This window comes from Roseobacter sp. SK209-2-6 (assembly GCF_000169455.1).
In the GTDB taxonomy this organism is placed as follows: domain Bacteria; phylum Pseudomonadota; class Alphaproteobacteria; order Rhodobacterales; family Rhodobacteraceae; genus Pseudophaeobacter.
The window spans coordinates 1-24,740 of sequence record NZ_AAYC01000014.1; the positions used below are offsets into that span (position 1 = coordinate 1).

22 protein-coding genes and 1 pseudogene are annotated in these 24,740 nt (G+C 55.8%); 11 read left to right on the top strand and 12 right to left on the bottom strand.

What is annotated here, in order from left to right; genetic code table 11:
- Window positions 1-192 precede the first annotated feature (192 nt).
- Window positions 193-852: a VPLPA-CTERM sorting domain-containing protein gene (locus RSK20926_RS18260; RefSeq protein WP_008209013.1), complete on the bottom strand. Its 660-nt coding sequence runs from the start codon at window positions 850-852 to the stop codon at window positions 193-195.
- Between the two features lie 489 nt (window positions 853-1,341).
- Window positions 1,342-2,094, bottom strand: a complete 753-nt coding sequence (locus tag RSK20926_RS18265; RefSeq protein WP_232281928.1) for an EAL domain-containing protein — start codon at window positions 2,092-2,094, stop codon at window positions 1,342-1,344.
- A gap of 768 nt (window positions 2,095-2,862) precedes the next feature.
- Between RSK20926_RS18265 and RSK20926_RS22595 the strand changes: the two are divergent.
- From RSK20926_RS22595 to RSK20926_RS18295, 6 genes and pseudogenes are all read left to right on the top strand, one after another.
- Window positions 2,863-3,454 (top strand): annotated as a pseudogene (locus RSK20926_RS22595) (hypothetical protein); the annotation flags it as partial.
- Window positions 3,455-3,867: 413 nt separating this feature from the next.
- Window positions 3,868-6,666, top strand: a complete 2,799-nt coding sequence (locus RSK20926_RS18275; protein ID WP_008209018.1) for a glutamine-synthetase adenylyltransferase — start codon at window positions 3,868-3,870, stop codon at window positions 6,664-6,666.
- Complete coding sequence (locus RSK20926_RS18280) at window positions 6,650-6,922, top strand: hypothetical protein (RefSeq protein WP_008209019.1); 273 nt, start codon at window positions 6,650-6,652, stop codon at window positions 6,920-6,922. The genes RSK20926_RS18275 and RSK20926_RS18280 overlap by 17 nt, the downstream gene beginning before the upstream one ends.
- Before the next feature lie 156 nt (window positions 6,923-7,078).
- Window positions 7,079-8,293 (top strand): RSP_2647 family RNA methyltransferase, encoded by a 1,215-nt coding sequence (locus RSK20926_RS18285; protein WP_008209020.1) that lies wholly within the window; start codon window positions 7,079-7,081, stop codon window positions 8,291-8,293.
- Between the two features lie 17 nt (window positions 8,294-8,310).
- The gene (locus tag RSK20926_RS18290; protein WP_008209021.1) at window positions 8,311-8,871 is read left to right on the top strand and encodes an RSP_2648 family PIN domain-containing protein; all 561 of its coding nucleotides are present in this window, start codon (window positions 8,311-8,313) and stop codon (window positions 8,869-8,871) included.
- A 139-nt stretch (window positions 8,872-9,010) separates the two neighbouring features.
- The gene (locus RSK20926_RS18295; RefSeq protein ID WP_008209022.1) at window positions 9,011-9,484 is read left to right on the top strand and encodes a hypothetical protein; all 474 of its coding nucleotides are present in this window, start codon (window positions 9,011-9,013) and stop codon (window positions 9,482-9,484) included.
- 21 nt (window positions 9,485-9,505) lie between these two features.
- Here RSK20926_RS18295 and RSK20926_RS18300 read toward each other — a convergent pair whose 3' ends face one another.
- Window positions 9,506-10,192 (bottom strand): M48 family metallopeptidase, encoded by a 687-nt coding sequence (locus RSK20926_RS18300; protein WP_008209023.1) that lies wholly within the window; start codon window positions 10,190-10,192, stop codon window positions 9,506-9,508.
- A gap of 59 nt (window positions 10,193-10,251) precedes the next feature.
- Complete coding sequence (locus tag RSK20926_RS18305; protein ID WP_008209024.1) at window positions 10,252-11,763, bottom strand: alkaline phosphatase D family protein; 1,512 nt, start codon at window positions 11,761-11,763, stop codon at window positions 10,252-10,254.
- Between the two features lie 164 nt (window positions 11,764-11,927).
- Here RSK20926_RS18305 and RSK20926_RS18310 point away from each other — a divergent pair, with 164 nt between their 5' ends.
- On the top strand, window positions 11,928-12,227 hold the full coding sequence (locus tag RSK20926_RS18310) for a DUF4389 domain-containing protein (protein ID WP_008209025.1): 300 nt from the start codon (window positions 11,928-11,930) through the stop codon (window positions 12,225-12,227).
- A gap of 115 nt (window positions 12,228-12,342) precedes the next feature.
- Here RSK20926_RS18310 and RSK20926_RS18315 read toward each other — a convergent pair whose 3' ends face one another.
- Window positions 12,343-12,759 (bottom strand): hypothetical protein, encoded by a 417-nt coding sequence (locus RSK20926_RS18315; RefSeq protein ID WP_008209026.1) that lies wholly within the window; start codon window positions 12,757-12,759, stop codon window positions 12,343-12,345.
- 17 nt (window positions 12,760-12,776) lie between these two features.
- The gene (locus tag RSK20926_RS18320) at window positions 12,777-13,979 is read right to left on the bottom strand and encodes a pyridoxal phosphate-dependent aminotransferase (protein ID WP_008209027.1); all 1,203 of its coding nucleotides are present in this window, start codon (window positions 13,977-13,979) and stop codon (window positions 12,777-12,779) included.
- Between the two features lie 99 nt (window positions 13,980-14,078).
- On the opposite strand from RSK20926_RS18320, the gene RSK20926_RS18325 reads away from it, so the two are divergent.
- The 3 genes from RSK20926_RS18325 (at window position 14,079) to RSK20926_RS18335 (ending at window position 15,360) form a co-directional block, all read left to right on the top strand.
- On the top strand, window positions 14,079-14,495 hold the full coding sequence (locus tag RSK20926_RS18325) for a helix-turn-helix domain-containing protein (RefSeq protein WP_008209029.1): 417 nt from the start codon (window positions 14,079-14,081) through the stop codon (window positions 14,493-14,495).
- A gap of 34 nt (window positions 14,496-14,529) precedes the next feature.
- Window positions 14,530-14,784 carry a succinate dehydrogenase assembly factor 2 gene (locus RSK20926_RS18330; RefSeq protein WP_008209031.1) on the top strand — a complete coding sequence of 85 codons (255 nt, stop codon included), beginning with the start codon at window positions 14,530-14,532 and terminating at the stop codon, window positions 14,782-14,784.
- A gap of 78 nt (window positions 14,785-14,862) precedes the next feature.
- A complete protein-coding gene (locus tag RSK20926_RS18335; protein WP_198136598.1) occupies window positions 14,863-15,360 on the top strand; it encodes a MarR family winged helix-turn-helix transcriptional regulator in 498 nt (165 codons plus the stop codon).
- A 351-nt stretch (window positions 15,361-15,711) separates the two neighbouring features.
- Here RSK20926_RS18335 and RSK20926_RS18340 read toward each other — a convergent pair whose 3' ends face one another.
- Window positions 15,712-16,140: a VOC family protein gene (locus RSK20926_RS18340; protein WP_037255773.1), complete on the bottom strand. Its 429-nt coding sequence runs from the start codon at window positions 16,138-16,140 to the stop codon at window positions 15,712-15,714.
- A 348-nt stretch (window positions 16,141-16,488) separates the two neighbouring features.
- Here RSK20926_RS18340 and RSK20926_RS18345 point away from each other — a divergent pair, with 348 nt between their 5' ends.
- Window positions 16,489-17,385 carry a thymidylate synthase gene (locus RSK20926_RS18345; protein WP_037255734.1) on the top strand — a complete coding sequence of 299 codons (897 nt, stop codon included), beginning with the start codon at window positions 16,489-16,491 and terminating at the stop codon, window positions 17,383-17,385.
- Window positions 17,386-17,408: 23 nt separating this feature from the next.
- On the opposite strand, the gene RSK20926_RS18350 is transcribed toward RSK20926_RS18345, so the two are convergent.
- From RSK20926_RS18350 to RSK20926_RS18370, 5 genes are all read right to left on the bottom strand, one after another.
- The gene (locus RSK20926_RS18350; RefSeq protein WP_008209035.1) at window positions 17,409-18,224 is read right to left on the bottom strand and encodes an inositol monophosphatase family protein; all 816 of its coding nucleotides are present in this window, start codon (window positions 18,222-18,224) and stop codon (window positions 17,409-17,411) included.
- A gap of 102 nt (window positions 18,225-18,326) precedes the next feature.
- Window positions 18,327-20,774 carry a GcvT family protein gene (locus RSK20926_RS18355; protein ID WP_008209036.1) on the bottom strand — a complete coding sequence of 816 codons (2,448 nt, stop codon included), beginning with the start codon at window positions 20,772-20,774 and terminating at the stop codon, window positions 18,327-18,329.
- An 8-nt stretch (window positions 20,775-20,782) separates the two neighbouring features.
- Window positions 20,783-21,664, bottom strand: a complete 882-nt coding sequence (locus tag RSK20926_RS18360) for a phosphotransferase (protein ID WP_008209037.1) — start codon at window positions 21,662-21,664, stop codon at window positions 20,783-20,785.
- Window positions 21,665-21,666: 2 nt separating this feature from the next.
- On the bottom strand, window positions 21,667-23,661 hold the full coding sequence (locus RSK20926_RS18365) for an ABC transporter permease (RefSeq protein ID WP_037255736.1): 1,995 nt from the start codon (window positions 23,659-23,661) through the stop codon (window positions 21,667-21,669).
- On the bottom strand, window positions 23,658-24,680 hold the full coding sequence (locus RSK20926_RS18370; protein ID WP_008209039.1) for a quaternary amine ABC transporter ATP-binding protein: 1,023 nt from the start codon (window positions 24,678-24,680) through the stop codon (window positions 23,658-23,660). Before RSK20926_RS18370 ends, RSK20926_RS18365 begins: the two co-directional genes overlap by 4 nt.
- Between the last annotated feature and the right edge of the window lie 60 nt (window positions 24,681-24,740).

Consider the following 24,740-nt stretch of genomic DNA (forward strand, 5'->3'; position numbering starts at 1 on the left):
GGAAGGGCTCTCACCCTTCCCCGCCGACCAGTAAATTCTTCAAGGCCGTTTCCTGTCCACGTGGGACACGGCTTTTGAAATAATTCCACTAAAGGCTACAAGACCGTTGTTAGAGCGAACGTTTAATGTTCTTTCCAAATAGAAAAAGGCCTCAGTCAGTGCTGAGGTCTCGGTCACATTTGCAATCTAAAATCACAGGGCTGATGATGCTTGTTTCTTGCGCCGACGCAGAAGCCCAAAACCACCGAGCGCAACCGCGAGCAATGGCAGCGAAGCAGGCACAGGAACAGGTGCGACAGCGGAGCTGAACGCAGCAACAAATCTCGCGTCGCGGGTGTTTAGGCTTCGCCAATTGTTGTCATCAGCAGTGCGTTCCCAACCAAAAGTGCCGCCAGTATAGATGCTGTCGGATGTGGTTACTCTGAAGCCGGATCTCTGGGTGGTGGAGTTTCCGATGCCGCTTGTATCCAAATACGCCATGTACTGAGTACCAGAATTCAGGGCAACGCCCACGGTCCAATTCACCAGTGTATCCACAGTATGAGTCAAGGTTGTGGCTGCGCTGGAGAAAATTTCACTCCCAACGCGGTCGCTTCCATTCCACTCAAAAATTCGCAAAACAGTGTCCAGAGTCCCCCCTTGGACTGGTGTCAAAGTAAAGGCAAAACTGTCGAGCGTGTTGTCACTACCGACTGTGAAGCTCTGACCGAAGGTTTGACCGCAACCAGAAGCCGTTCCCAAGCAGTTGAAATTGCTTGCCCCTGGAGCGCTTGTCGTATCGATGATGGTTGTTGCACCAGCAGGCAATATAGAAAAGGCGGAAACTATCGCGGCGTAGAAAAAGGATTTCATTCTATCCCCCCAGACAAAATATATAAATATGGTTAGCCAGTTTAGCATAAAGGTTATTTTGGAGTCAAGAAATCAGGAAATGGCTCATCTGGTGTCTTCGAAGGCGATCTTCAGAACCCCTTTGGGAACTGGGATTTGGGAACCGGTGCCAGCAGTCCACCAAGAGGCAGAGTTAAAGAGCCCTTCACCGGAGCGCCGCTAAAACAGCCGGTGGCGGTTTCCAAACCCCAAGCGGTTACAGGGACCGGGCGTACTATTCACATTGCTGTATCTGAGCATCGCCAGAGGTGTTTTCCCGTTTACAGGCATTTGGGGTTCGCAGAAATTGACCGCGCGCAAACTTTCCCTTTGCCGCCACCCGACCCGGGTCGGAAAGCAGAGGGAGGACTTAGCATTCTTGACGCAGCTAGGATACTCGGACCCGCTGCATCACTGATGCTCGAGTGAAAACGCTCACAAAGTTAGCTCTCAAACCATCTGAAATTGTGGTCAATTTACCTTTTTACCTTGCTTCATGTCTTCAGTCCAAGGTAGCGCCTCTGACGGTCCACCGAAAAGGTAACCCTGCAGGCAATCAACACCATTGCTAACCAGGAACTCTGCGTCTTCCCTGCTTTCCACCATTTCGGCGACGGTGAACATGTCAAATTGCTTGGCTATTCCGATTAGTGCTCGCACAACTGCTTGGTTGTCACGGTTGGCATGAATGCCACGCACAAATTGGCCGTCAATTTTGGCCGCATCGAACAGCAGCTGCCGAAAATGGCCAATGACGGTAGTACTAGCGCCAAAATTGTCGAGTGCAAAAGCTATTCCGTGTTTCTGCATCCGGCCCAAAAAATCGGATACCAACTCTGGCGCCGCCATGGCGGAGGCTTCATTAATTTCCAGCACCAAACGTTCCCCCAGAGTTGGGTCTTGTTTCAAGGAACGGTCCAGAAGCTGCTCCCAACGGTGGTAACCTATGGAGCGCGCTGACATATTCAGGGAGAGGCGAACCTGTGGAAACTTCTTCAGTGCCTGCAAACCGTGCTGTAGGGCGTGACAGTCGATTTCGCGGCCTATTTCCTTTTCTTCAACGACATGCATGAAGTCGCGAGCGGGGATTACCCGTCCGGCCGGGTCCAGCACCCTTATAAATCCTTCGTAGAAAGCAATCCCTCGCGGTGCCATTGCCTGGGTGACAGGCTGATAGGCCAGCAAGGTTTGATTGTGTTGCACCGCATCAGCAACCATTTGCAACGTGGAGTGCTCATGCTTTGCAGCGGTCTCGCGGAGCGGACTGCTAGGTTTTTTACCTACTTTAGATCGTTTACTGGGGCCGGGCTTTGAAGTGGACCCCGGCGGGCGGAAGGGCTCATTCAACTCTGTGTTCGCCTTGTGATGCGGATCATCGCCAAAGACCCGCTGGCTTACTTCTGAGCCAATAGGGGTTGCAGCAAGCGTCTTTCCAACAGGTTTGGGTTTGTCTGTAGAAAGGAAATCTCCAGCAATAGTCTCCAATTGGGTTGCTAGATTCTTGTCTGAAGAGTCTTGGTTGAGGGTGGGCAAGAAGAATCTCCCAAAAGGTGTGTGGCGTTTTTCGCTACTCCTAGCTTTTCTAAGTTATTTAATTGTAACCAAGCTCCAAGAAAAATGCCGCCTTCTTCCTGCGCTAAAATCGCGTTTTCCGCCTACAGCCCCAAGCAGCCTTTGTCCCAGACTCCCACTCTCTGCAAGCAGACATTTGCAGCGTCAAACGGCATTGTCGCGCAAATCGCCTGGGGAAATTCATCTCGTAAATCCAGCATGGTAGCGGGATGTCATGCGCAGCAGGGCCCTGGGAAGTATAAAACCAAGAACTGGTCGGCTTACAGTGATGCGTTGAAGCGCCACGAATCGCCTTCAATCTGGTTTAGTCCAGAGATGACGCGCGCCCCCACCGCCGAACGACAAAAGCGGACGAAGTGACGATCAGCATTGTCGCCCCCTCTCGGCAGGTTTCTTCTAGAAGTCGCCTGCCGGGCAATGGACGCACCAATGCCGGCGGAATTGCTTGCTCAGATCCCATACCCTCGGGACATCGGCAGGGTCACTACAGACGGCGTCTTTGACACCTGCAAATGCCACGACGCGATTGCAACTCGTGATGCCCAGGCCGTCCTGCCAACGCGAAAGAACACCAGGCCCTGAAAACCTGCCAGCGCCGGGACCATCACCTAAAACGAAGCGGAAAATGCAACGAAATACCTGGGATGAGCACTATGGCAACGATGGTGCGGGTCTCACCGCAGAGGCCGTGTCGAGAAAAGGAGGAGGGTCAGAAAACGATCTGGGGGAGCCTTTTCCCGACGATTGGATGCAACGCGTGAAGCTGATGGGCCAAAGCCTCATGGCTCGGAACATTGAGCGGCAGGTCGCAGCAATCCAGCTCCGCATCGCGGTACTGAACCGCTACACCGCTTTTGGCATACCTGTCACAGAAGTCGTAGAACAAGTTTGTCCGGAGAAAGAGCAAGGCCGCTTAGACCTAGAGTTGAGCAACATAGCCGTGTGCATCGCTCAGCGGATGGATCGATCTGTAGAAAGGCACTTCGGCTGGGTGAGCAAAAAACTGCTATAGGTTTTGAGGGAGGAAACAGGAAACCCGCCTATCCAAAGATAGCCTTTCCCACGAGGCGAAGGTGGCGAGGCAGAGTTTTGACAATAGCTTTTGTCTGAGAACTGCTGCCAAGTACCGACCCCTGATTTACTTTCATAACTGCAACCCCTTACCAGTAGGGGAACTCTAATAGGAAAAATTCATAGTTTGCAGTAGTTAACTAGATCACTCGTCAAAAAAACTGAGCAGAGGCAGAACAAGGCAGCTTTTTCAATGTATAAATCTACTAGCTACTTTGATAGGCAGGTATTCCTTACCCTGCGTCACTTATTTTACTGCTGACTGTTGGAAACGGGCGGAGAAATCTGGGTTTCAACGCGGATGTTTGCAGTTCTCGGATTGACCTTCGCTGCTGTGCGGCACAGTCTTTGCACATGAAAGATCAATTGAATATCACCCGTTTGCCGCGTCCTTATGATGCCGAACTGGGCCGCGAAGCAAGTGATGCAATTCCTGATTTGGATGGTGATCTGCGTAGTTTGGTCGCCGGGGCGGCAGGATCAAGCCCCTATCTGAAAGAGCTCCTCGCAAAAGAATGCCCATGGGTGGCTGAGGCACTGCTGGCCCCAAAGGCGGCCTTGAATGGCGTTTTTTCCGATTGCCGGAATTTAGCACCAGATCAGTTGAAACCCGGCTTGCGACAGGCAAAACGGCGAGTTGCCTTGCTAACTGCCCTGTGTGACCTCTCGGGTGGTTGGTCGCTTGAGGACGTGACTGCTGCGCTGACAGACTTCGGCGCCCTTGCTGCGGATGTGGCGATAAAGGCAGAAATTGCAACATTAATCCGTCGCGGCAAACTGCCGGGACTGGTTGATGCGGATGCTGAAACCGCCGGCGGGCTAACCATTCTGGCAATGGGGAAAATGGGAGCGCATGAGCTGAACTATAGTTCGGACATCGATATGATCTGCCTCTTCGATGAAACGCGGTTCGACCCCAGCGACTTCTTCGAGGCGCGGCAAGGCATGGTACGTGCGACGCGAAACATGTGTGCCACCCTGAGTGATCGGACCGAAGACGGCTATGTCTTTCGAACAGATCTGCGCCTGCGGCCGGACCCGGCGGTAACGCCAGTTTGCCTCGCGATGGAGGCTGCGGAGCGCTATTATGAAAGCCTGGGACGGACTTGGGAACGGGCGGCTTTCATCAAGGCCAGGCCCTGTGCCGGAGACCTTGACGCAGGTGGTCGGTTTCTGAAAACCCTTCGTCCCTTTGTCTGGCGGCGCCATCTGGACTTTGCCGCTATCCAGGACGCCCATGATATGCGTTTGCGAATACGCGAGAACAAGGGAACGGGCGGTCCAATCACAGTGCCTGGGCATGATATGAAACTCGGACGTGGCGGGATCCGCGAGATTGAGTTCTTTACCCAGACACGGCAGCTTATTGCGGGTGGGCGCGATGAAAGCCTCCGGTTGCGAGGGACCGTCGAAGGGTTGCAGGCGCTGGCTGCACGCAATTGGCTGCCCGACGAAGTCGCAACCAAGCTGCAAGACCACTATAGGGCCCACCGAGAAGTCGAGCATCGCATCCAGATGGTGCATGATGCGCAAACCCACAAGATGCCAAACAGTGCAGAAGGCATTGCCCGAGTGGCATGTTTAATGGATCAGGACCCTGCTGAACTACAGGCCCAGATCCGTAGTCGCCTCGTTGATGTGCATGAGATGACTGAAGGCTTTTTTGCACCGGATGCATCGCCTCGGTCCAAACAAGAAGACCTGCCTGAGTTGGATCAAGCTGTCATTGGGCGCTGGCCAACCTACCCAGCCCTGCGTTCTCCGCGCGGCGCCCGTATCTTTGAGCGTCTGAAACCTGAATTGCTGGCGCGACTTGCGCGCACCGCCAAACCGGCAGAAGCGCTACAGGCGCTGGATGGTTTCCTGGCGGGACTGCCTGCTGGTGTGCAGCTCTTTTCACTGTTTGAGTCGAACACGCAGCTTTTGGAACTCCTAGTTGATATCGTCGGGACCTCGCATGCTTTGGCGACCTTCCTGTCTCGCAATTCCGGCGTTTTTGACGCAGTAATCGGTGGTAGTTTTTTTGAACCCTGGCCCGGGAAAGGCAGGCTGCAAGAGCAGTTGGAGCGGTTGCTCGCCCAGGAAGAGGATTATGAAGGACAGCTAGATACCGCTCGGCGCTGGTGCAAGGAATGGCATTTTCGCATCGGCGTGCATCACCTGCGCGGTTTGATCGATGGCCGTACAGCAGGCGCACAATATGCGGATCTCGCAGAGGCGGTGATTTCGGCACTTTTGCCGCGCGTGGTCGCGCAATTTTCGGTAAAGCATGGCGCGCCTCCGGGTTCGGGTCCAGCGGTTGTCGCCATGGGCTCTCTTGGAGCAGGGCAGATCCATGCGCAATCTGATCTGGATATTATTGTGCTTTATGAGCCAGGAGAGGCAGAGATGTCTGAGGGGCGCAGGCCCCTGGCAACCCGCACCTACTACTCTCGGCTTACCCAGGCTTTGATCACCGCGCTTTCTGCTCCGATGTCGCAGGGGCGGCTTTATGAGGTGGACATGCGGCTTAGACCCTCGGGGAACAAGGGACCGGTTGCGACCAGCTGGGCCAGCTTTACCCAATATCAGCAGAACGAAGCCTGGGTCTGGGAACATCTGGCCCTGACCCGCGCACGGATCCTGGCCGGAGCCCCGGATTTGATGCGGGAGTTTGAGCTGTTCCGCCGCGAGTTGATAAAGCAAAGCCGCCCTCGGGAGCAGATCTTGGGTGAAGTGGCGGAGATGCGAGAGAAACTGGCCGCCGCAAAGTCCCCCTTTGGCATCTGGGATGCCAAGACGGGCGCCGGGCGGATGATGGATATTGAGCTGATCTCCCAAGCTGGCGCGCTCTTGGCGGGGGCATCCACGCGGTCGGTGCAGGAGGGGCTGGACAAGGCCGTCGCTTGTGGCTGGATGAATGACGCTGATGCAGGATACCTGCAAGAATCCTACGCTCTATACTGGTCCGTACAGAGTGCAGTACGTCTTATCACCGGATCCAATCTGGAGGAGCAGGAGCTTGGCGAAGGCGGGGCGGTTTTCCTTAGTCGGAGTGCAGGATTTGAAACTGTGCCCGCGCTTCAGGAGGCGCTGGAACAGGCCTATGAACGCTGTGCTGAAATCATTGCGGCTATTCTCGAGGAGGAGACAGAGGATGCGCAGCCTGAGTGAGCTGGACCACAAGAACTTGATCCGCGAAGCCTATCGGATCGAAGGGATAACTGAGAGCCAATGCCGGAGCATTTTTCTGGATTGGGCGTTGAGCCTGCCTGCAGGAATCGAGAACCGCGAAGCAATTGAGGCCTTGATGGGGCATTACCAGGATGAACCCAAGGATCATCCAATGACTGGGGTTCTGCACCAAGGGTTAGAGGAAATGAAGCAGCCCAAACGACGGGGAGGCTGGCGGTCGCGCCCTCGCGACTAAAAAAGCTGCGTCATAGCTCAGAACCTGTCTGAAGTGGCTTCTCTGTCCGGGGGAGTGGTTTGCATAGTATTCCGTCGAGGCTGGAAAACTGAACCAGAGCGCATATCACGCGGTTGCGCTCTTTTTAATTTTTCTGTCAGGGGCTAAGAGGGGACCATGACAGATGCAGCTTCCGCGCCAGAGCGCCCCCGCGTAAAACTGAAACCAAAGGCCAATGCCCGCGCCCTTCGCCATGGCTACCCCTGGGTCTATGCCAATGAGCTGGTGACAGACCGGCGCACCCGCAAACTCACGGCAGGTTCGCTGGCTGTCTTGCTGGATGAGGTGCAACAGCCGCTGGGGTTGGTTGCGATCACTCCAGAAAGCAAGATTATCTGCCGGATGCTTGATCGCGACCCAGAGGCGGTGATCGATCAAGCCTGGTTCGCAGCCCGGTTGCGGCGTGCGCTGGAGATGCGTGAACGACTTTATGCCAATCCCTTCTATCGTTTGGTGCATGCAGAGGCGGATGGGCTGCCCGGGGTGATCATCGACCGTTTTGGTGACACCTGTGTTGTTCAACCCAATGCCGCCTGGGCTGAAACAAATCTCGATGCGCTCAGCGCGGCTTTGGCAGAGGTAACCGGTTGTTCAGTGATCCTGAAGAATGCCTCTGGCCGCACCCGTGGCCTGGAGGGCTTGGATGATGAGAACCAGGTCCTGCTGGGGGAGGCCCCCACAGCGCCAGTGCCGGTTCTGATGAACGGTGCCACCTATATGGCGGATTTGACCGGCGGGCAGAAGACAGGGCTGTTTTATGACCAGCGCGACAACCACGCTTTTGCGGCCCGACTGGTGCCCGAAGACGGCGAGGTTCTGGATGTCTTTTCCCATGTCGGTGGTTTTGGCCTGGCGATGCGAGCGGCGGGCGCTGCACAGGTAACCTGTGTTGATGGCTCTGCTGCTGCCTTGGAACTAGCTGGGCAGGGGGCGACCGCCTCTGGCTTTGGCGATAGCTTTACTGCCCGTCAAGGCGATGCGTTTGAACAGCTCACTGCGCTGGCCGAAGAAGGCAAGCGCTTTGATGTGGTTATCTGTGATCCACCTGCTTTTGCCCCTTCAAAACCCGCACTTGAGGCCGGGCTACGCGCCTACGAGCGCATTGCGAAACTGGCGGCACCCCTTGTGAAACCCGGCGGATATCTGGGACTTTGCTCCTGTTCTCACGCTGCGGATCTAGCCAAGTTTCGCAATGCTTCCGCTCGCGGCATCGGCCGTGCCGGTCGCCGGGGGCAGCTCATCCATACGGGGTATGCGGGTGCGGATCACCCGCAATTGCCGCAGCTGGCTGAAAGCGGATACCTGAAGGCAGTTTTCTTCCGGTTGGATTGAGAAAGTCAGACCCCGCGATGAAGCTCTTGTTGGATACCTGTGTCATTTACCCGACGGTCATGCGGGAAATGCTCCTAGGCGCCGCGCGCCTGGGTCATTTCACCCCGCTTTGGTCGGCCCGGATCATTGAGGAGTGGACGCGCGCGGCCAAGAAGCTGGGGCCAGAGGGCGAAGCGCAAGCGCAGGCGGAAGCCGCTTTGCTGCGCGCGGCCTGGCCAAAGGCAGAGGTTATTCCTGCCAGCGCCATTGAAGCGCGGCTTTGGCTTCCGGACCCGGCAGATGTCCATGTGTTGGCCGCTGCAATAACGGGGTATGCGGATGCTATCGTCACAGTCAACAACAAGGATTTTCCCAAAAGAAGCCTGGGTGAAGAAGGTTTGGACCGCCTTGGCCCTGACCAGTTGCTTTATGAGTTCTGGTTGGCGGATCAGGCCGGGATGGAGACCCTGGGACAGTCTGTGCTTGCCGAGGCAAACCGCTTGTCTGGCGGGGGCTGGGAGATGCGCCCCCTACTCAAGAAAGCGCGTCTTCCACGATTGGCAAAGGCGCTTTCCGGTAAAAGCGAGCCTGGCGGCTAAAACACACCCCGAAATGAACTGAACCAGAGTGGAGCCGGGGTCTTGGCCTGGCTCTCACTGGCTGATAGGAATCAGGGATGGGTAAGTTCCTAAGCAGGAACGGTTTTTCACTCTGCAATTTGCTAGGAAATGTCGCATCATGTCCAAAACCACGCCTGCCACACGTATTCCCTCGCGTCGCTTTCCACTGTCGCTGGCTCTGGTGCTCTCTGTTGCGGTTTCTGCCTGCAGCGTACCCAAACCGCGTGCTGTTCCAATGCAGCCGGGAAAATCGGTCCAAGAGGCGCGTGATGATCTCAGCAGTTGCGCGCGCCGCGCGCCAGAAGCCGGGCGCAAGGCCGTCGTGGTGAATTACGCTGCCAGCCCGATTTGGGGTGGCTTGGTGCTGGGACCCCTAGTAATTGCTGCGCGCGAAAAAGAAGTTCGAAAGAACGGCGAGCGCCGCGCGGTAGACAAATGCCTGGAACAACGCGGTTATCAGCGACGTGAGCTGACACCCGAAGAAGAAGAGTTTCTGAACCGAGGGGATACTCACCAGCGTGAGTTCTTCCTCCAGCACCTGATGGAAGGTGGAACGCTGGAGAGTTTCAAAGCCGATTACGTGGTCCAGTAAGCGATTTCACATGCAGCGCGGCTAAGCCTTTGTCCATTTGGCCTCGAGGCGTTCCAGGGCCTCGATCCGTTCCTCTGTCTTTGGATGTGACATCAACCAGGCAGGAGCCATGCCAGACCGTGCCTGGGTCAATGCTTCAAGTTTGCGAAATAGGCTTTTTTGCGGCTCTAGCCCAATCCCGGATTTGGTCAACAGGGCGGCGGCATATTCATCGGCTTCATACTCATCCCCGCGAGAGAGACGTGCGGCCAGAAGATTGGTCAAAAGACCAGCAATCCAGGGCCCAATAAAGGGCACGTAGCGCCCCAGAACCATCATCAAAGCGGTGCGCAGCGCATTCTGCCCTGAAAAGTCGATCACGCGCTTTTTAGCATGCCCCAATGCCACATGGCCAAGTTCATGCGCAATCACAGAGGCGAGTTCTGCATCACTGACCTCATCGTTCTGGTACTTGCGATAGAACCCTCTGGTGATGAAGATCCGCCCATCCGGAGCAGCCAGGCCATTTACAGGGTCAACTTCGTAGATAAAGACCGGGATACGCTCAACCCCAAGTGAGGCCGCCATTTGGTCTGTCAGTCGCTTAAGCTTGGCATCGGCCAGTTCGGTTGAGCGCTGGTCCAGCTCACGATGGGTGCGCCAGACAGAAATTCTATACATCACCAGACCATAGATCACGGCCAGCAGGATTGGAGTGAAACGCAACATGGGGAAGATATGGGCAGATCTGGTGTTACTGGCAAGGGGAGATGGATCAAAAAGCAGTGTCAGAGTTTCAGATCCGGAGAGGTGCCTGACCGCTCAAACTCCCAATTGGCGCTCCATTCGTTCGCCCTACGATGCAGCACCAGATAGTTCCGCTCAGCAGCATAGCGCCAGATCTGTCCGGGAATGCGCCGGATCCGGATGGGATGACCGGGCAGGGGGGACTCCCCCAGTGCCGCAAGAGTGCCCAAAATCTTGGCCCAGGCCCTGGGAGGCGCACGATGGGCAATACCCGAGGCAACGAGCTGGTGCAGAAGCTCACCGCGTTCTAGGGTCATTTCCCCCCGCGTGGCGAGGTGTATTTCTCCGGACAGGGCGGTAATCTGTTGATCCTTCGGGGCAGCAATCTGTTTCACCAGACCAAGCATGCGTTTCCAGGACCCACGATGCGCGCGGCTTTGCCATTGATCGCGCAGATCATCCTCGTATTTCTGCATGCGTGGCGTCAGCACCATGGCCATTTCCAGCAACGACAGGCGCGGCCCCAAGAGCGGAACCGAAGACATCAACAGGGTGCGACCGGGACTAGGTTTGGCGGCCTCTGCCTCCATCATTTGCCATCCCAATTCCCCCATGATCTCGCGCCGGGTGCGCTCGGACCGCAGATCTGGGGCCAGAATGCGCAAGCCCGGCAACTCGACTTTCCACCCCAGATGTCCCCCATCGGGATCGGAAAACCGGTCGCTCAGCTTTTTCGTACCGCAACCATGCTGAAAGAGCAGGGCAGCCTCGTGTGCCACTTGGAACAGGATCTGTCCTGTAGGGGAATAGGTGCGCGAGCGCCGCAGCGACCCCCAGCCATCGCAGATGTCGTGGTCATCCCATTGCATCATTGAGGGGACGCGGGCGGCAATCCAAGCAAATTCTGGCGCGCGGTAGATCGCAAGATACCGTTGCAGAAAGCCTTCGCGCAGATGTTGGCGAAGGGTGGCCTGATCTGCCTGTGATGGGTCGCGCGGCAGTTTCTCTGGCCAATCCTGGCTGAGTGGATGCCCGTCCGTGACCTCATCGGCATAGACTTGATCGCCGCCATGCAGAATCAGGGAAAAGGGGGCCTTTTGATGATCCTTGCATAGGCGTGCCCACATTTTGTTCCGCTCTGGGCCGGCACGATCCAGATCTCCGTGCTCTTCCCCGTTGCAGGAGACATAGGCGATACGGAGGTCACCGTTGAAATCCCTGCCAAAACCCCTGCCGAAATCGCTGGTGATATCATAGCGGGTACCGTTCCATTGATAGTAGGAGGCCCGGTCGGCCGGCAGAGGAAAACAAGCGCGCCACAAAATGTGCTGAGAATACTCTGCAATGGGGCTAGGCGAGAAACTGCCATCGGGAGTTTCAATCGGGGCAGGGGCGTTTGGATCGCTCTCCGACTTAAGAGACAGAAAGAGTGCTGAGAGAGATAGCCTCTCGTTCTCAACACTATTCAAGATCAAGACCGGGCCAAACAGACAGGCTGTTTGATCTGGTTTAATGGGTGTTTGAGGTGCGGAAACGGGAGATATGCCTGTCATGTCGTCCAGAGAGTTAGGTTGCCCATGGCGCTACCGCAAGGCTTTGCGGTAACATGAGGTTCTCGCAGGAGGAAATCGGGCGGTTAGTCAGAGGATTTCCCCCAAGTCAAAATGCGAATATACGCTATAAAGCGGTGCAACAGATTTGAGTGATAGGGTTTTCGATGGCGGATCCAGACAAAATTGAAGGCAGGCTTCATGGGGAGCAGTTTGAACCCGAGGCGCAGGAAGGCCTGGCCTCTCGCTTGATCCACATGATCTTGATCGCGGTGATGATTTCGCTGGCGCAGACTGTCCTGGCGACCGTCACCGTTTTGCAATTCATCGTCATGTTGGTGCATAAGGCTCCGAATGAGCGGCTTGCAGAGTTTGGCACAGATCTAGGGATCTGGCTGGCAAAAGCCGCGCGCTACCAAACCGCTGCCAGTCAGGTGAAACCCTGGCCCTGGAGTGAGCTGGACTAATCCAACCGGCGACAAAGGTTGAATTGCCGCCTGCGGCCCGGCGGTGGTCCCCGGAGGCGCAGAGATTTGTCCCGGAATTTGCAAGGGCAAGAACTCTGACCCTAAAACTCTGGCCTTAGGATTTGTCTTTTTGTTCCTTCATGAGGCGGTCAGCCTTTTTGCGCACCAGCACGCTACGCAGGTCGTGCATTGTCAGCAAGAGATCGTCGGTCACCGCTTCCAGCTGATCCTCCGTTGCCTTGGTCTGGGCCCAATGGGCAGTCAGGTTCAAATGGTCGATGGTGCGCTTGATGTCGTCAATATCGCGTTCTGCCAGTAGCGCGCGACGCTCTGCCATCCAGGATTTGATCTCTGCCATATCTGTATCAGACAGAGCGCGCCCTCCGTGAGGCTTGATCTCACCATTGCGGATATTCACCGCAGCGATCTGTTCCATGTCGATCCGACGCTGGCGGTTTTCGGTATCCACCCGAAAGACAAAGGCACCGTTTTCGCGAACACGGAAGTAATAGTCAGGCAGTGAGACAGCCATAACGGGTTCTTTCTGATCTAGCTGAGAGTTGCGCAGAATTTGGCGATACGGTCACAGGCTTCGGTGAGGGCCTCATCGGAGGTCGCATAGCTGACCCGGAAGTTAGGAGAGAGGCCAAAGGCCGCTCCAAAGACGACAGCGACATCAGCCTCCTCCAGAAGGGCAGTGGCAAAATCCTCATCGCTATTGATCACCTTGCCAGCGGCGGTTGTTTTTCCAATCAGCCCGGCAATGGATGGGTAGACGTAAAAAGCCCCCTCCGGAATTGGACAGGAAATACCTTCGATGGCGTTGAGTTTCTCTACAACCAGGTTGCGGCGGCGCACAAACTTCTCGTTGTTGGGCGCGAGGAAGGCCTGGGTGCCGTTCAGCGCCTCAACTGCGGCCCATTGGCTCACAGAGCAAGGGTTGGAGGTTGATTGAGACTGCACTTTGCGCATTGCTGCGATCAGCTTTTCCGGGCCTGCGGCATATCCGATCCGCCAGCCGGTCATCGCATAGGCCTTGGAGACGCCATTGCAGGTAAGGGTGCGCTCATAGAGCGCGGGTTCGATTTGGGCTGGGGTGCAGAACTCAAAGCCATCATAGGCCAGGTGTTCATACATATCATCGGTCATCACCCAGACATGGGGGTGGCGCAGCAGCACGTCGGTTAGTTCCTTCAGCTCTCCCGCGCTATAGCCTGCGCCGGTTGGGTTCGAAGGGGAGTTGAAGATGAACCACTTAGTCTTTGGTGTGATCGCCGCTTCCAGCTGATCTGCGGTTAGTTTGAAATTGGTCTGTAGCGAGGTTTCGGCAATCACCGGTGTGCCGCCTGCCAAGAGAACCATATCCGGGTAGCTGACCCAATAGGGGGCTGGAATGACCACTTCATCGCCCGGGTTCAGCGTTGCCATTAGCGCATTGTAAAGCGTTTGCTTGCCACCGGTACCAACCGAGACCTGCGCAGGGGCATATTCTAACCCGTGGTCGCGCTTCATTTTGGCACAGACGGCCTGTTTCAACTCAGGTATACCATCGGGAGCGGTATATTTGGTTTTGCCTGCCGCAATGGCGGCAACTGCTGCATCCTTTATGTTTTGCGGCGTGTCAAAATCGGGTTCCCCCGCACTGAGGCCAATCACATCACGCCCCGCGGCCTTGAGCTCGGCCGCTTTTGCGGTGATGGCGATCGTTGGTGAAGGTTTCACACGATCAAGCGTTTCGGAGAGAAATGACATGACGGGGGGTCCCTGTTTGTATGTTGCCGTAAACTGTCATAGGGTGCGAGCAATTGACGATCAAGCTCCAACAGTCATGAACTCAGAGGAGGGCACCAGATGTCAGACGAAGCAACAATTATTGAAGAAACAACGGATTGGTTTGGCCCAGACGCGGCAACTTTTGGCGACCGTGTCGCAGCGGCGCGTGAGGCCGCGGGAATGACCCAGGCAGAGTTGTCCCGACGCATGGGGATCAAGAAATCAACCCTCACCGGCTGGGAGCAAGACCTGTCAGAGCCCCGCGCAAATAAGCTTTCAACTCTGTCTGGACTGCTGAATGTTTCGATGTCATGGCTTTTGACCGGCGAAGGCGAAGGCATGTCAGAACCTGCAGATCAGGTCATCGAACTGAGTGATTTTGGAGCGGTACTGAAAGAGTTGCGGGAATTGCGTAGTGAGATGCGCAACAACGCTGAACGCGCTGGGCGACTGGAGAAAAAACTGCGGGCCCTGCTGCAGACCGCAGGCCAATAAGCGAATCTCTGCTGGCCAAAAGGAAATTTGCGAGATGACCGAGACACGGGAAAACCAGATCAAGCGGTTGAAAATGCGCTCCATGCGTCGCGGTATCAAGGAGATGGATATCCTGCTTTCAGCCTATGCGGATGCGAATCTGGAAGCGATGGAATCCGACAAACTGGAGCTTTATGATCAGCTTTTGCATGAAAATGATCAGGATCTCTACCAGTGGGTTACGGGCCAAATACCTGCTCCGGGCCTTTATTCTAAGCTCTTGTCGGAGATAGCGGAGACGCATCAATAAGCTTAAAAAGCGGGCTTAACAGATTTTTCGGGAATTTTCTGCATTCTCTCACTCAGCAAATTCGAGTCGGAGATGCGAATGAGTATGGAAATGCCAATCGGCCAGCAGGACCGCAAAGGGTTCATGACTGGCTACCTTGAGGCCCTGGCGCTGGTGGAAAGACTCCACAGGCTGTTGCTGGATGTCATCAAGGATGAGTTCGAGCGCGTTGGCGTGCTCGAGATAAATGCCGTCCAGGCCCTATTGCTGTTCAACATCGGGGACAATGAAGTCACCGCTGGCGAACTCAAAAGTCGGGGATACTATCAAGGCAGCAACGTCAGCTACAACCTGAAGAAACTCGTGGATCTGGGCTATATGCACCACCAGCGCTGCGAGATCGACCGTCGGTCGGTTCGGGTGCGTCTGACACAGCGTGGTCGCGAAATCCGCGACATCGTGTCTGGCCTGTTTTCCCGCCATGCCGAGGGGCTTGTCGGCAAAGATGTCATCAATGAAGAGGGCATCGATGAAATCACAACGGCGCTGCGCCGTGTGGAAAGGTACTGGTCTGATCAGATCCGTTACATCTATTGATACTGCTTTGGGGCCAAAAAGGTCCCGCGGCGAAAGAGATTGCAAGAAATGCTTCTCCACCTGTTAAAATTTGGCGCTGAAAAATCGGCCTAGGAATAACTTGAAGAAATCGAGTTTGCTATCGATCGCACTGCGACGCTTCACCAAAGAAGCCGCAGTGCGTTTTCGTTTCTGCCTTTGGAATTGCAACTTTCCTTGGCCAAGCGCGCCATCTTAGGTGGGAAACCCGTGCGGGTCCAAGGTCGGAATTGGTCACAGATGCAGTAGTCACAGTGACTGGATTGACCAGTTTCTCATCTGCAGGAGAAAGCGGTTATTGGCCGGTGAAATGCGCCAGTCAATGAGTGCTTCCTACCAGTGACCGGTATTTTCCATTGTGTCCCAAGGGGCGGCAGCGTCCAGTGCCTCACCATTTTGCAGCAGCTCAACAGAAATGTTGTCAGGTGAACGGATGAAGGCCATGCGACCGTCACGGGGGGGGCGGTTTATCGTGATGCCATTGTCCATAAGATGCTGGCAAGTCTCGTAAATGTTGTCGACCCCATAGGCCAGATGCCCGAAATGGCGACTGTCGCTCGGCAACTCGTCATCCCCATCCCAGTTATAGGTCAATTCGATCGGAGCCTCTTCCTGACCGGGAGGGGCCATGAATATCAGCGTGAAGCGGCCCTGTTGGTTTTCGTAGCGTCGGGTCTCCTGGAGGCCAAGAAGCTCGAAGAAAGCCATGGATTTTTCCAAATCCTTTACGCGGATCATGGTGTGCAAATAGGTCAATGCCATGGGAAACATCCTCGGTTGTGCTTGCCCTGCTAGGGGTTATTTCTGGGGCCGACAGCAACGGAAGTAAAGGCGTGGCATTTGGTCCCAATCTTCAGGCTACTTGGTCCTCATTTGATTCGCAGTGCCTCTTTTGAGGTACCGATCATGGCCGACTGGCTGGGGCTCGCAAGTGGAAAGCTAAGCGCCTGTCGAAAACACGATCCAGCAAGTCAGCTAAGATGTGCAGTTTTGGCACTTTCTTCTTTTCGCTTCATCGCCTGAAGGGCTATGACCGGAGGTGATTTCTTCACTATGATAAGGCTTGGCTGCGGGGCAGTCCCCGGGTCGGCAAAAACTGGAGGCATAACCATGCGGCACCCTGAGTACCAATACCTGGATCTGATGGAACAGGTCCTTGAAAAGGGTGACAAAAGGGTGGACCGGACAGGAGTTGGAACGCGTTCGCTCTTTGGCGCGATGCTGCGATTTGACCTCTCTGATGGTACTGCTCCAATCCTGACCACCAAACGTGTCTATTGGAAAACCGCAATCAAGGAGATGCTTTGGTTCCTGACCGGGGGCACTAATATTCAACCGCTTTTGCGCGACAATGTGCGGATCTGGTCGGATTGGCCGCTTGCCACTTATCGCAGCGAGACCGGTGAAGAGATTAGCCAGGAAGATTTCGAACAGCGCATTCTGGAAGACGATGCCTTTGCGACGCGTTGGGGGGAACTGGGTCCTGTGTACGGCAAGCAGTGGCGCCGTTGGATGGGGGCCGATGGCCAGGAGCATGACCAGATCACCGGCCTAATTAAGTCGCTGCGCGAAACCCCTGCCAGTCGGCGTATGCTTTTTCATGGCTGGAATGTGGCTGAGCTAAGTGAGATGGCGCTGCCGCCGTGTCATATGGTCTATCAATATCATGTCACCTCTGATGGGCGGCTGAACTGCCTTCTCTTTCAGCGTTCGGTTGATTTGCTATTGGGAATGCCCTTCAACTGTGTTGGGGCAAGCGCCTTGCAATTGATGCTGGCGCAGCAAGCGGGTCTGCGGCCGGGTGAATTGGTCTGGGTTGGGGGCGATGTCCATCTCTACCTCAATCATCTTGATCAGGCGCGCGAGCAAATGGCGCGTGAACCGCGCCCCTTGCCCCAGATTTCACTGACCCGCCATCCCGAGAATATTGATAGCTACAAAATATCCGATTTTTCGGTGGAAGGGTATGACCCTCATCCACCTATTGCCGCAGAGGTCGCGGTCTGACAAGCAAGGCATCCACCCATTGTTTAGGGTTGGATGCACCCTAGCAGTTCCTGATGCAATTCTGGCGTTGCAGCAGAGATAATCGCCCCTTCTGACGCCAAGGTCAGGGGGGCGCCCTGCCAGTCGGTGACGATGCCGCCAGCGGCCTCTACCACCGCTGAAACCGCCAAGAAATCATAAGGCTTCAGATCATAGTCGATCACCGCATCAACCTGCCCGGAGGCCAGTAGCGCATGAGGGTAGCAATCATATCCAAACCGGCGTGTTTGGCCCGCAACCATCAGCTTGGAAAAGAGCTGTGGGTGATCAGAGAAGAGCTTCTCTCCCTCATTGATGTAAAGGATGGCCTCGTCCAAAGAGCGTTTGGTTGAGGATTGAATTGGGGTGCCATTGAGCGTGGCCGGAACACCTTTGCCACCGCAGTAAACCTCCTTCAGGGCTGGCATATTGATGCAACCGGCCAGCAGCTCCCCTTTGTGCAGATAGGCGAGCAACATTCCAAAAAGGGGATGACCGGAAATAAAAGAGCGGGTCCCGTCAATTGGATCAAGAACCCAGAGGTCTTCACCTGTGTCGCCCTTGATCCCGGTTTCTTCGCCAAAGATCCCATGGGTCGGGTATTTTTCGGAAATGGCCAATTTTAACTCCAGCTCAACAGAGCGGTCTGCCAGGGTCACCGGGCTGAGGTCCTCCTTGAAATCAACATCAGTACCCGTGCGAAAGAAACCCAGCGCGGTGGCAGAGGCAGCTTCCGCCCAAGCTCGGCAATCCTCTAGCGCGGTTGCTACGGGTAGAGGATGTCCGAGCTGATTAGCAGGCGGTGATGGGGGCTTAGACATGTGAGGGCTTTCACTGGGTTTCAATAGGGTTGGCTGGGGGCAGGGAATGCGGCAATCTTTAGGGGGAAACGCCGCATTCCGGTGCGTTTTGGCTAGAACGCGTTAGGCCTTTACGCGGCTCATCGAGGGATCATAGAGGGGCTTTAGATGGACCTGGCAGGGAACCCGTTTGGTTGCCACCTCCAGCTCATATTCGCCTTGCAACACATAGTCTGCATCGACACCCTCGGGATCGCGGATATAGCCGTAGCCGATGGATTTATTGATTGTATAGCCAAAGCCACCGGAGGTAAGCCAGCCAACGCGCTTACCATTGCGGTAGATGGTTTCACGGCCCAAAAGTACGACCTCTGGCTCGACGGTGAAACCAGCCATCATCTTTTTCACACCGTTAGTTTTGTGGAGCTCAGCGGCTGCGCGGCCTTTGAATGGGGTCGCCTGCTTCAGTTTGACGGCCCAGCCTAATCCGGCTTCGAAAGGGGAGTGATCAGGGCCAATCTCTGCGCCCCAGGCACGATAGCCTTTTTCCAATCGCAGGCTTTCTATCGCGCGATAACCCGCGTTGACCAGACCAAGCGGGCGGCCCGCATGCATCAGTGCATCATAGACGGTCTGCGCATATTCTACTGGCAAATGCAGCTCCCAGCCGAGCTCACCCACATATGTGACGCGCAGGGCCTGAACCGGGCATCCCGCGATCCCAATGGTGCGAATGGTGCCAAATTCAAAACCTTCATTGCTGACGTCATCACGGGTCACAACAGAGAGGATCTCACGGGCTTTGGGACCCATCAGGGACAGCACTGCATTGGATGACGTAATGTCGAACAACTGGCAGTTTAAACCAGCGGGGATATTGCGTCGGATCCAGTCAAAATCATGGGTTGCATAGCCGGTCCCGGTGACAATGTAGAATTCATCGTGCGCCACCCGACCAACGGTCAGGTCGCATTCAATGCCCCCCTTGTCATTTAGCATCTGCGTATAGATGAGTGAGCCGATGGGTTTTGCGACATCGTTGGCACAAATCCAGTTGAGGACAGCTTGCGCGTCGGGGCCTTTGAGGGAAAACTTTGCAAAAGAGGTCTGGTCAAAGAGGACTGCGGCTTCCCGCGCGGCCCTGTGTTCCCGACCCACGGCCGCAAACCAGTTTTGACGCCCAAAACTGTAGATATCCTTGGGGTCTTCTCCCTGGGTGCTATCCGCAAACCAGTTGGGACGCTCCCATCCCAGCTTTTCGCCAAAGCAGGCGCCCTGGTTTTTCAGGGTGCTATAAAGTGGGGATTTCCGGCAGGGGCGCCCGCTGTCGTGTTCTTCATGGGGCCAGGCCATTGTATAGTGTTTGCCATAGGCCTCAACCGTGCGGGTGCGTACCCAATCGGTATCAAAATGCGGGCGCCCAAAACGGCGGATGTCGGCGGACCAGAGATCAAAGGGAGGCTCTCCTTTTTTGACCCATTCTGCGAGGGCCATACCAGCCCCGCCACCTGCTGCAATGCCAAAGGCATTGAAACCTGCGCCGACATAGAAGTTATCCAGCTCTGGCGCCTCGCCAATGATGAAATTGCCATCCGGGGTAAAGCTTTCGGGTCCATTGGTGAGGGTTTTGATCCCCGCGTGTTCCAGCGCAGGAACGCGCCCCAGGGCCAGTTCCATCAACTGTTCAAAATGGTCGAAATTGCTGTCCAGCAGGGTGTAGTGGAACCCCTGCGGGATACCTTTGGTCGCCCAGGGGATCGGGTTCGGCTCATAGCCGCCCATAACCAGACCGCCCACTTCTTCCTTGTAATAGGTCAAGCGATCCGGATCGCGTAAGGTAGGCAAGTTTGACGGCACCCCCTCGAAGGGTTCTGTGACCATATATTGGTGCTCCATCGGCACCAGCGGCACATTGACTCCAAAGCGTTTGGCAAAGGTCCGGGTCCATTGCCCGGCACAGCAGATGACCTTTTCGCATTCTATACGACCGTTTTCAGTGATTACGGCGCGGATCTTGCCTTCTTCGATCTCGATATCCGTGACCTTGGTGTCTTCAAAGATCTTGGCTCCGGCCATGCGGGCCCCTTTGGCCAGGGCTTGGGTGATGTCCGAGGGATTTGCCTGGCCATCCGTAGGCATATAGGCTGCGCCGATGACATCACTGATATCCATCAAGGGCCAGAGCTCCTGCGCTTCCTTAGGGGTCAGAAGTTCCATCTCCAGCCCAAAGGAATGGGCGGTTGTGGCTTGTCTTTTGACTTCGGTCCAGCGTTCCTCATTGCAGGCCAGACGCAGCCCGCCGTTCATCTTCCAACCCGTGCCAAGGCCCGTTTCCTCCTCGATCTTGTTGTAGAGGTCGACGGAATAGCCCAGGAGTTGGGTGATATTGGCATTGGACCGCAACTGTCCCACCAGTCCCGCCGCATGGAAGGTGGTGCCCGAGGTCAGTTTCTTGCGCTCCAGCAGAACGGTATCTGTCCAGCCGAGCTTTGCCAGGTGGTAGGCTGTTGAGCAGCCGATGATGCCACCGCCGATGATGACTGCCTTGGCAGTTGAGGGGAGTTCGGTCATGTCAGTCCTCAGGAGTTTTGAAAGTCGTCGAGAGCCGCGCGAAAGCGCGTGAGATTGCTGGCGGTATAGGCCGCGTAGTCGAAATCGATTTCTGATGTCTGCTCGGAAACCATGCTCCACATGGTCTCCCGCAGAAGGGAGGCGCATTTCATCGCTGCGTAGCGATGTAGCAGATCGTCACTCACCGCGGCTTCGAAGTACTCTTCCAGTAGCCAGTGCTCCTGCGCCTGCGTCAGGCCATTGTTTGATGCCAACCCGCCGAGATCAAAGAGGGGGGAGTTAAAGCCCGCATAGTCAAAATCAATCAGCCAAAGACGTGTGCCATCATCCAGAAAATTGCCGCACAGCAGATCATTATGGCCAAAGACCATGTCAAAAGGACCTGCCTCTTGCTCTAGCCTGTTGCCGATCTCGGCCAGTTCCGCGGCTTCCATGGCATAGGGGCTACCAAGATCACCAAGGGTTGCGGCATAGTCTCGGATCACGTGAAAAACCCAGAAGACCAGCGCGGGGCCGCGCAGATGGCGGGGCACATCACGGTGACAGGATTTAACTAAATTCAGAACTCGTGGCAGGATCTCTGGGTTGCGGATATCCGCTTCGGTCAGGGTTCTGCTCTCGATGTATTCGAGGATTGTCAGATCGCCTTCGGCATGGACAACCGCAGGGGAAAGACCCGCCGCATGAGCTGCACGACCCGCCGCAAGCTCGTTGAAGCGCATGACCTGATGCAGTGGTATATCATCCCCAACCCGGACCACATATTTTGCCGACTGATCCTGGACCAGATAGTTCACATTGGTAATGCCACCATCCAGAGGGGTTGCTTCGATTTCCCCCTGCCAGATGGGAAGCGCGCGAATGCGGTTCACTAGATCTGTTTGTGTCATGGTCAGCTCTCCAATCCGAAACGTAAGCGGGCGCCCCGCGCACCGGCCTTGATCAACCGGTCAGCAATGATGGCGACAAAGGCGATGGCAAGGCCTGCGACCAACCCTCGGCCGGTATCGGCCTTGGTCAGGGCGATATAGACCTCTTGCCCTAGGTCGCGGGTGCCGACCAAGGCAGTGATCACTAGCATCGAGAGCGCCAGCATGATGGTCTGATTGATACCCAGGAGGATTTCGGGCAGGGCCAGAGGCAGGCGCACAAGGCGCAGGAGCTGCCACTTGGTACAGCCCGAAACTAGGCCTGCTTCGATCAACTCCTCATTGATATTGCGCACCCCATGGGCGGCGTAGCGCACAGCGGGCGCAAGTGCATAAAGCACGATTGCGATCATTGCGGTGAAATCCCCAACCCGAAACAGCATCACCACCGGGATCAGGTAAACAAAGCTGGGCAGCGTTTGCAGCGTGTCGATCAACAGGTTTACCACCGCTCCGGCCCGGCGGTTGAGTGCAGCCAAGACACCAAGGGGAACACCGATCAACGTCGCCAGGATCACCGATGCACCGCAGAGATAGACCGTAATCATGGCCTTGCTCCAGAGCCCGCTGATCAGGATCAGGGTTGAGAGTGCGGCGCAAAGCAAAGCGAGTTTTGCCCCACCGATGCGCCAGCCCAGAAGAGACAGCATGGCGATCGCCCAAGGCCAGGGTAGCCCCAACAGGACCTTTTTGATTGGCAAGAGGAACCAATGCAGGAAAAAGACTTTCACCGCTTCGAACAGATCAAAATAGTTCACATTCAGATATTTGACCGTGTCATTCCAAAAAACACCAGTGGTGATGGTCTGGCTCTCTGGATAGGTGAGCAAAAGCGGAGAGAACTGACCCAACACCCATGTGACAGCCAGGAGGGTAGTCACCAATGCGGTTCGTTTATGTCGGGCCAGCCAAGAGCCGGGTTGGACATGTTGGATCTGTCCCATACGTTCTGCAAAGGCCTGGCTCAGCCGATCAACGGCGATGGCCAGCACGACGATGGCAATGCCCGCTTCAAAACCTGCACCAATATCGAGACGACGCAGCGCGGCGAGGACATCAAACCCCAGCCCTCCGGCTCCAATCATTGACGCGATGATCACCATGTTCAGGGTCAACATGATGACCTGATTGACCCCCACCATAAGGCTTTGACTGGCAGAGGGGACCAGCACGCGCCACATCAGTTGCCGCTCGGTGGTCCCAGCCATGCGCCCAAAATCCAGGATCTCGGGATCCACGGCTTTGAGCGCAAGGATGGTAATGCGGATCATAGGCGGCGTGGCATAGATGATGGTTGCGACCAGAGCAGAGACAGGGCCAAAACCAAACATGAACAGGATCGGAACCAGATAGGCGAAAATCGGGATCGTCTGCATCAGATCCAGGATCGGAGAAAGGATGCGCTCTCCCAGAGGGTGGCGATAGGCCCAGATCCCGGCCATCAGACCGCCACCGGCCCCGATGGGCACAGCGATCAGCACGGAGGCAAGCGTGACCATGGCGCTTTCCCACTGCCCAAAGACCGCAAGATAGATACAGCAGGCACCAACCAGCAGGGCGAGTCCCCAGTCACGGCAATAATGCCCCAGGGCGATTACCCCTGCAGTGACGGCGATCCAGCTGATTGCAGGCAAGATGACCAGCGGATCAGCGCCGGAATCGAGGAAAAAACCATGGGCGAGAAAGGCAAGCACCAGCTCATAGGGCTGTTCTATCAACCAGGCCAAGGCGCGGGTGATATCGGTAAAGGCGACGGGTCCTATTGCCGCTTCTTCCACCAGCCACTTCATTGCTGCAGAGATTTTGGTCTTGAAGTGAATAACCCAAGCTGAGGGGAACTTTACCAGCCAGCGGGCATCCAGGGCTTTGGCCAGATCGCGGCCAAACCAACCCAGCAGCAGGGTTGCAAGGATCAACCCCCAGGCCATGGCTGTTTGAAAGCGCGCTATAGATCTCATGACGCTTCCCCGGAACCAAATAACACATGTGCAACGGCGTTGCGCCCGATGCTGCCGATGATCCGGCCATCGCCATCGCAAACAGGGCGTGGGGAATCTGCGGAGATGATCTCTTCTGCGACCGCAGAGATACGCGTGACCTGGGGTATCGGGTCACCCTCACCAGTCAGCTCGGCACTCATGATGCCGCCAACACTCAACACCTTGGAACGTGGAATGTGCCGGGTAAACTCTGCAACGTAATCTGATGCCGGGTTGAGAACCAGTTCCTCGGGGGTGGCGACCTGAATGATCTCACCATCTTTCATGATCGCGATACGATCGGCCAGGCGCACGGCCTCCTCAAAATCATGGGTGATGAAGACAATCGTCTTATGCAACCTTGCTTGTAGGCGCAGAAATTCATCCTGCATCTCACGGCGGATCAGCGGATCCAGCGCGGAGAAAGGCTCATCCAGGAACCAAAGATCAGGTTCGGTCACAAGGGAGCGCGCGATGCCTACGCGTTGTTGCTGACCCCCAGACAGTTCTCTGGGGTAATAAGCCTCTCGCCCTTTCAAGCCGACCAGCTCCACCACCTCCAGGGCGCTTTCCGCGGCCTGTGATTTGGCAACACCCTGGATCGTGAGGGGGAACATGACATTCTGCAGAACTGTCAAATGCGGAAGCAGCGCAAAGTGCTGAAACACCATGCCCATCTTGTGGCGCCGGATCTCGATGAGCTCAGCTTCATTCGCGCAGAGCAGATCCGTACCATCAAAGAGCACCTGACCGGCCGTAGGCTCGATCAACCGGGAAAGGCAGCGCACCAGAGTAGATTTGCCAGAGCCGGACAGCCCCATGATGATAAAGATCTCACCTTCGGCGATATCAATACTGGCGTTGCGCACAGCACCAATGATGCCAGCTTTCCGAAGGTCTTCACCGCTGGGGGGCATATCTCTGTCCAAAAACCGCTCGGCATTGGCGCCATAGAGTTTCCAGACATTGCGGCAGGAGAGTTTGGTCTTGAGGGGCATGAAGGGCTCCGGCGGTGCATGCGCTGGGCTGCGAAGGGAAGAATTGGTGAAAAAGAGCCA